7 protein-coding genes and 1 tRNA gene are annotated in these 7,621 nt (G+C 71.7%); all 8 read left to right on the forward strand.

The features are described from left to right. The first annotated feature begins 185 nt into the window (after positions 1 to 185). A complete protein-coding gene (locus MFF61_RS27495; RefSeq protein ID WP_238240882.1) occupies positions 186 to 1,325 on the forward strand; it encodes a Re/Si-specific NAD(P)(+) transhydrogenase subunit alpha in 1,140 nt (379 codons plus the stop codon). Between the two features lie 33 nt (positions 1,326 to 1,358). Then, positions 1,359 to 1,808 (forward strand): proton-translocating transhydrogenase family protein, encoded by a 450-nt coding sequence (locus MFF61_RS27500; RefSeq protein WP_238240883.1) that lies wholly within the window; start codon positions 1,359 to 1,361, stop codon positions 1,806 to 1,808. Between the two features lie 4 nt (positions 1,809 to 1,812). Next, a complete protein-coding gene (locus MFF61_RS27505; protein ID WP_238240884.1) occupies positions 1,813 to 3,213 on the forward strand; it encodes an NAD(P)(+) transhydrogenase (Re/Si-specific) subunit beta in 1,401 nt (466 codons plus the stop codon). 123 nt (positions 3,214 to 3,336) lie between these two features. Next, positions 3,337 to 5,124 (forward strand): single-stranded-DNA-specific exonuclease RecJ, encoded by a 1,788-nt coding sequence (recJ, locus tag MFF61_RS27510; RefSeq protein WP_238240885.1) that lies wholly within the window; start codon positions 3,337 to 3,339, stop codon positions 5,122 to 5,124. Between the two features lie 102 nt (positions 5,125 to 5,226). Continuing rightward, positions 5,227 to 5,311 (forward strand) — tRNA-Tyr (locus tag MFF61_RS27515). Positions 5,312 to 5,687: 376 nt separating this feature from the next. Then, complete coding sequence (locus tag MFF61_RS27520; RefSeq protein ID WP_238240886.1) at positions 5,688 to 6,272, forward strand: DUF3489 domain-containing protein; 585 nt, start codon at positions 5,688 to 5,690, stop codon at positions 6,270 to 6,272. Beyond that, entirely contained in the window at positions 6,272 to 6,796 is a 525-nt protein-coding gene (locus MFF61_RS27525) for a DUF2924 domain-containing protein (protein WP_238240887.1), read from the forward strand. The genes MFF61_RS27520 and MFF61_RS27525 overlap by 1 nt, the downstream gene beginning before the upstream one ends. Beyond that, positions 6,793 to 7,621 (forward strand): recombinase family protein (locus MFF61_RS27530; protein ID WP_238240888.1); only part of this gene is annotated, 829 nt, incomplete at its 3' end. The genes MFF61_RS27525 and MFF61_RS27530, both read left to right, overlap by 4 nt.

The following is a 7,621-nucleotide window of genomic DNA, read 5'->3' on the forward strand; positions in this document are numbered from 1 at the left end:
CGGCCCGTTTCGCGTTGCGCACCCGGCGAGGCGCGTCCGGAAAGCGGCGGAAGCGCGGCCTTTCAATGACGGGAAAAATACACTAGAGCCGATCCAGGGGGGAATCGGCTCGACGGTCGCGTGGATTTCCTCTCGGTGCCGGCACTCCGGCGGCCGGTCTTCACGTGTGACCGAAGGATGGATGGATGCGGATCGCGGTGCTATCCGAGACCGATCCGGCGGAGCCGCGCGTCGCGGCGATCCCCGAGACGGTGAAGAAGTATCTGGCGCTGGGGGCGGAGGTCGCGGTCCAGGCGGGCGCCGGCGCGAAGGCCGGCCTGCCCGACGGCGAGTACCAGGCGGTGGGTGCCACCATCGCGCCGGATGCCGCCTCGGCCGCCAAGGACGCCGACGTGGTGCTGCGGGTGCGCCGCCCCGGCGGCGACGAGCTGCAGGCCCTCAAGCGCGGCGCCGTCGTGATCGGCATCATGGATCCCTACGGCCACGAGGCCGAGGTGAAGGCGCTGGCCGATGCGGGCGTGGCCGCCATGGCCATGGAGCTGATGCCCCGCATCACCCGCGCGCAGGTGATGGACGTGCTCTCGAGCCAGGCGAACCTCGCCGGCTACCGCGCGGTGGTGGACGGCGCCGCCGTCTACGGCCGGGCGCTGCCGATGATGATGACCGCCGCCGGCACCGTGCCGGCCGCCCGCATCTTCGTGATGGGCGCGGGCGTGGCGGGCCTCCAGGCCATCGCCACCGCGCGCCGCCTCGGCGCGGTCGTGACCGCCACCGACGTGCGGCCCGCCGCCAAGGAGCAGGTGGAATCCCTCGGCGCCAAGTTCATCGCCGTCGAGGACGAGGAGTTCAAGCAGGCCGAGACTGCGGGCGGCTACGCCAAGGAGATGTCGGCCGAGTACCGCAGGAAGCAGGCGGAGCTGGTGGCGAGCCACATCGCCAAGCAGGACATCGTCATCACCACGGCGCTGATCCCCGGGCGCCCGGCGCCGACGCTCGTCACCGCCGACATGATCAGGGCGATGCGGCCGGGCTCGGTGCTGGTCGACCTCGCGGTGGAGCGCGGCGGCAACGTCGAGGGCGCCAAGGCCGACGAGGTGGTGGAGACCGAGAACGGCGTGAAGATCGTCGCCTACGCCAACGTGCCGGGGCGCCTCGCCGCGACCTCGTCGAGCCTCTACGCGCGCAACCTCTACGCCTTCGTGGAGACCCTGGTCGACAAGGGCTCGAAGAGCCTCGCGGTGAAGTGGGACGACGAACTCGTCAAGGCGACCTGCCTGACCCGCGACGGCGCCGTCGTCCATCCGAACTTCCAGCCCAAGGCCTGAGCCGCCCCAGCCCGGAGCCTCGCGGAGACTTTCATGGCTACGCTTCCCCCAGATCAGGCGGCCGAGCAGGCGCGGGCCGCCGCCGCCGCCGCCCGCACCGCGGCCGACATCGCCGCCCGCGCCGCCGAGCAGGCCCAGGCCATCGCCGACGCGGCCGGCCACGGCCTCGCGGCCGCCACCCACGGCGCCGTCGACCCCACGGTCTTCCGTCTCGCCATCTTCGTGCTGGCGATCTTCGTCGGCTACTACGTGGTCTGGTCGGTGACCCCGGCCCTCCACACCCCGCTGATGTCCGTCACCAACGCGATCTCCTCGGTGATCGTGGTCGGCGCGCTCCTCTCGGTCGGCGTGCCGCTGGTCGAGAAGGGCACCGGGATCGCCCGCTTCTTCGGCTTCCTCGGCCTCGTCTTCGCCAGCGTGAACATCTTCGGCGGCTTCCTCGTCACCCAGCGCATGCTCGCCATGTACAAGAAGAAGGTCTGAGGCGATGTCGGAGAACGTCTCATCCCTTCTCTACATCGTCGCCGGCGTCCTGTTCATCATGGCGCTGCGCGGCCTCTCGCATCCGACCACCTCCCGGCAGGGCAACCTGTACGGCATGGTCGGCATGGGCATCGCCATCCTGACGACGCTGGTGGGCCACCCGCCCTCCGGCGCGGGGGCGTGGCTGCTCGTTCTGCTCGGCCTCGGCATCGGCGGCGGCGCCGGCGCGGTGATCGCCCGGCGCGTGCCGATGACGGCGATGCCGCAGCTCGTCGCGGCCTTCCACTCGCTCGTCGGCCTCGCGGCGGTGGCGGTGGCGGCCGGCGCCCTCTACGCGCCGCAGGCCTTCGGCATCCTGGAGCGCGGCCACATCCACAAGCAGTCGCTGTTCGAGATGGGGCTCGGCGTCGCCATCGGCGCCATCACCTTCACGGGCTCGGTGATCGCCTTCCTCAAGCTCGACGGGCGCATGTCGGGCAAGCCGATCATGCTGCCCCAGCGCCACCTCATCAACATCGGCCTCGGCGTCCTGCTGGTCGTCCTGCTCGCGATCTTCATCGGCAACGAGAGCAAGGCGGTCTTCTGGCTGATCGTGATCCTGTCCTTCGCGCTCGGCGGGCTCCTGATCATCCCGATCGGCGGGGCCGACATGCCGGTCGTGGTCTCGATGCTCAACTCCTACTCGGGCTGGGCGGCGGCGGGCATCGGCTTCACGCTGGGCAACCTCGCGCTGATCATCACCGGCTCGCTCGTCGGCTCGTCGGGCGCGATCCTGTCCTACATCATGTGCCACGCGATGAACCGCTCGTTCATCTCGGTCATCCTCGGCGGCTTCGGCGGGGACACGGCCGCCGCGGCCGGCGGCGGGCAGGTCGAGACCCGGCCGGTCAAGCAGGGCTCGGCGGACGACGCCGCCTACATCATGAAGAACGCCGAGAAGGTCATCATCGTGCCGGGCTACGGCATGGCGGTGGCGCAGGCCCAGCACAGCCTGCGCGAGATGGCCGACCAGCTCAAGAAGGAGGGCGTCGAGGTCAAGTACGCCATCCACCCGGTGGCGGGCCGCATGCCGGGCCACATGAACGTGCTCCTCGCCGAGGCCAACGTGCCCTACGACGAGGTGTTCGAGCTGGAGGACATCAACGGCGAGTTCCCGCAGGCGGACGTCGCCTTCGTGATCGGCGCCAACGACGTCACCAACCCGGCCGCCAAGACCGATCCGCAATCGCCGATCTACGGCATGCCGATCCTCGACGTGGAGCGGGCCAAGACTGTGCTGTTCATCAAGCGCGGCATGGGCTCGGGCTATGCGGGCGTCGAGAACGAGGTCTTCTTCCGCGACAACACCATGATGCTGTTCGGTGACGCCAAGAAGGTGGTCGACGAGATCGTCAAGAACCTCTGAGCCTCGACCGGTCGGGCTGCTGTCGGGCGAAGCGGGGCCTCGTGCCCCGCTTCGTCGCGTCTGGGCCCGAGTGTCGCGCGGCGGCGGCAGCGCGCGGGCGGGAATCCCGCTAGGATCGCGCCCGTGACCGACCTCATCGACCTGCCGCGCCCGCTCCTCGACGTCCACCGCTCGGCCCTCGGCCGGCCCTGGCGTGAGCGCGGCGCCGAGACGCTCCAGGCCGCCGCGGCCATCGCCCAGAGCCACGGCCTGCCGGAGGTGCTGGCCCGGATCCTCGCCGGGCGCGGCGTCGCGCCGCCCGACGTGCCGGGCTTCCTGGAGCCGCGCCTGCGCGACCTGATGCCGGACCCGGCCGTGCTCGTGGACATGGAGGCAGCGGCCGACCGCCTCGCCCGGGCGGTGCTCCGGCGCGAGCAGGTCGCGATCTTCGGCGATTACGACGTGGACGGTGCGGCGAGCGCGGCGCTGCTGGCGGGCGTGCTGCGCGATCTCGGCGTGCCCTTCCGCCTGCACATCCCCGACCGGATCACCGAGGGCTACGGCCCGAATGTCGAGGCGGTGCGCCGGCTGGCGGGGGAGGGGGCCTCGCTCCTCGTCACGGTGGATTGCGGCACCGCCGGCCATGCGCCCCTCGAGGAGGCGGCGCGCCTCGGCCTCGACGTCATCGTGCTCGACCACCACGGCGCCCCCGAGACCCTGCCGCCGGCCTGCGCCGTGGTGAACCCCAACCGCCTCGACGACCTCTCGGGTCTCGGTCATCTCTGCGCGGCGGGCGTGGTCTTCCTGACGCTCGTCGCGCTCAAGCGCCGCCTGCGCCGGGACGGCGTCGAGGCCCCCGACCTGCTGGCGGGCCTCGACCTCGTGGCGCTCGCCACCGTGGCCGACGTGGTGCCGCTCACCGGCCTCAACCGCGCCTTCGTGCGCCAGGGCCTCGCGGTGATGCGCGGGCGCGGGCGCACCGGGCTCGCCGCCCTCCTCGACGCGGCCGGGCTCTCCGAGGCGCCGCAGGCCTGGCACCTCGGCTTCCTGGTCGGGCCGCGCATCAACGCCGGCGGGCGGATCGGGGACGCGACGCTCGGCAGCCGCCTCCTCCTCAGCCGGGACCCGGTCGAGGCGGCCGGCATCGCGGCCCAGCTCGACGCCCTGAACCGCGAGCGGCAGGCCATCGAGGCCGCGGCCGTCGCGGAGGCCGAAGCCCTGACGGCCCTGCGCCTGGAGCGCGACCCGGATCAGCCGGTGATCGTCGCGGGCAGCCCCGACTGGCACCCCGGCGTGGTCGGGTTGATCGCCGCCCGGCTCAAGGAGCGGTTCGGCCGGCCGGCCTTCGCCTTCGCGCTGCGCCCGGACGGCACCGCCACGGGCTCGGGGCGCTCCATCGCCGGGGCCGATCTCGGGCGCGCCGTGCGCCGCGCCGTCGAGGCGGGCCTCGCCGCCAAGGGCGGGGGGCACGCGATGGCCGCGGGCGTGACGATCGCCGCCGTCGATCTCGACCGTTTCCGCGACGGCCTCGCGGAGGATCTCGGCGCCTCGGTGGGCGATGCCCGCCTCGCCCAGGCGCTCCTCGTCGACGGTCTCCTGTCGGCCGGCGGGGTGCGGCCCGATCTCGTGGCGGCCGTGGAGCGCGCCGGACCCTTCGGCCAGGGCGCCCCCGAGCCGGTCTTCGCCCTCGCCCGGCACCGGGTCGCGGATGCCCGGGTGGTGGGCAACGGGCACGTCAAGGCCCAGCTGCGCGGCCGCGACGGCGTCGCGGTCGGGGCCATCGCGTTCCGGGCCGCGGAGGGGCCGCTGGGCCAGATGCTGCTGCGCCGGATCGGGCGCGACGTCCACGCCGCCGGCACCTTGACGCGCGACCGCTGGCGCGGCGGCGACCGGGTCGAACTGCGCCTGTGCGACGCCGCCGAGGCCGAGTGAGCCCCCGGCGCGATCCGGCTTGACACCCGCCGGAGCCCTCACCATAAGACCCCGGTCGCCGCCTCAGCGCGGAGACACCGCCGCGGTCATGGCCGCGGCCCTGGGGGAATGTCCCGAGCGGCAAAGGGGGCGGACTGTAAATCCGCTGGCTATGCCTTCGTAGGTTCGAGTCCTACTTCCCCCACCACCCACTCCCGTCAAGTTTAGGTTCTTCCAGCTGCGCCGGAGACTGGCGCAAGCTCAGGCGTTTAGCCGAATTCGGCCGTTCTGCTGCCCTTTCTCTCAGGCCCGCAAACAGCCCCCAAAACCCCGCCTGTTCAGCCCGATCTCCCGACCCTCAACTGCAGCTTCCGCGCTCGCCAGACCTGCGCGCCGGGAGACCCGTTCGAACGCCCGCAGAGACACAGGATCGCTCGCTCCTGTTCTCTTCTGAGCGGGCGCATTCCGGACTGGACTTGTGCTGCAAACGGAGCGTCCATGCTCGCGTCCAGCCCGCCCCGAGAGCCCGGTTCGGACCGCCTGCCCACCCCTCCCGGTCGGCCGGCTTGCGGTGGTGGCAGCCCATGCTGCCGCTCACCGCAGGATCCACTATGCCCCTCAGCTCCTCCCGTCGCGACATCCTCCGCGCTGCAGTCGCTCGTTCCGATCAGCTCCTCACCTGCCCGGACGGGCTCAGCAGCAAAGCCGTGCAGGCGTTGTTCTCCAGGCTGGTGCGCGCCGGACACGCCGAGCCAATCCCGCCGCGCAAGGGCCAGCCCAGTTGGCCTGGGAAGGCCGGCGAGGCGACCGTACTGCACCTCACGCTCGCCGGACGCGCCGCGCTCGGTTCTGACCTTCCGCCTCGGGAGCCATCTCGCGAGTTGCACCTCGGCGCCTCGCCCGCTGGTGGACAGCAACGCCTCACGAAGCAGACCCGGATGCTAGCCCTGCTGCAGCGTGCAGGCGGCGCCACGCTGGACGAGCTGATGAGCGTCACGGGCTGGCTGCCCCACAGCACCCGCGCGGCGCTTACTGGTCTGCGCAAGAAGGGGCATGCCCTCAAGCGCACCCGTAACGAAACCGGCCAGACTGTCTATCGAGTCGCGGCAGCATCGTTCGACCCAGAAGTTCCCGCCGGCTCGGATGCCAACCTCAAGGGGGCGCACTGATGGCCGCGACTCCCTCGCATCCCGGCCTCCTGTCCGGAGAGGCCCTCGAACGCGAACTCGCGCTACTGCCCACCCTCGAGCTGGACGCACTGCGCTCGCGCTGGCGTCAGCGTTTGCGCAGCGCACCGCCCCCGCAGCTCTCCCGTCCCCTGCTCATCCGGGTGCTCGCCTACAGGCTGCAGGCCAGAGTCTACGGTGATCTCGACCGCGACACCGCTCGTACCCTCGAGCGCATCGCCCGCCAGCGCATCCGCTCCCGCCGCTCGGCCGAGACGCCAAGTTCAATCCCGATACCTCTGCCAGCTCCTCCACCTCCGGCCGGATCACGCCTGCGCCCAGGCACGCTGCTGGTGCGAGAGTTCGCCGCACAGCTGCACACCGTCACGGTCACGCCCGAGGGCTTCTGCTGGAACGAGCAGCGCTTCACCAGCCTGTCGGAGGTGGCGCGCGCCATCACCGGCACGCGGTGGAACGGCCCGCGCTTCTTCGGCCTGCGCGACAAGAGCAGGGGAGGGCAGGCGTGACACCCTCATCGAAGCCGCTGCGCTGCGCCATCTACACGCGCAAGTCCACCGAGGCCGGGCTGGAGCAGGCTTTCAACTCGCTCGACAACCAGCGCGAGGCGGCTGAGGCCTACATCAAGAGCCAGGCTCACGAGGGCTGGCGCCTGCTGCCCGAGAGCTACGATGACGGTGGCCACTCGGGCGGCAGCCTGGAGCGGCCCGCCCTGCAGCGGCTGCTGGCCGAGGTGCGGGCCGGGCGGGTGGACGTGATCGTGGTCTACAAGGTCGACCGGCTCACCCGTTCGCTGGCCGACTTTGCCAAGCTGGTCGAGCTGTTCGATGTGCACGGCGTGTCGTTCGTCTCGGTGACGCAGGCGTTCAACACCACCTCCAGCATGGGCCGGCTGACGCTGAACGTGCTGCTGAGCTTCGCGCAGTTCGAGCGGGAGGTCACGGCCGAGCGCATCCGCGACAAGGTGGCGGCGTCCAAGCGCAAGGGCCTGCGCATGGGTGGCCCGGTGCCGCTCGGCTATCGCGTTCGTGACAAGAAGCTGGTGGTGGACGAAGCGGAGGCCGAGCAGGTGCGAGAGCTGTTCCGGGGCTACCTGGAGCAGGGCTGCCTGAGCGCGCTGGTGGCGGACCTGCGAACGAGGGGCGTGGTGACGCGGGCATCTCGGCTGAAGGACGGGCGGGTGCGGGGCGGGGTGGCGTTCGGCAAGGGGGCGCTCGGCTACCTGCTGCGCAACCGGATCTACGTGGGCGAGGTGGGGCACAAGGGACGGCACTACCCCGGCGAGCACGCCGGGATCGTGCCGCGCGAGCTGTTTGATCCTCCCTCGGCTTCGC

The organism is Methylobacterium isbiliense, from assembly GCF_022179325.1.
Taxonomy (GTDB): domain Bacteria; phylum Pseudomonadota; class Alphaproteobacteria; order Rhizobiales; family Beijerinckiaceae; genus Methylobacterium; species Methylobacterium isbiliense.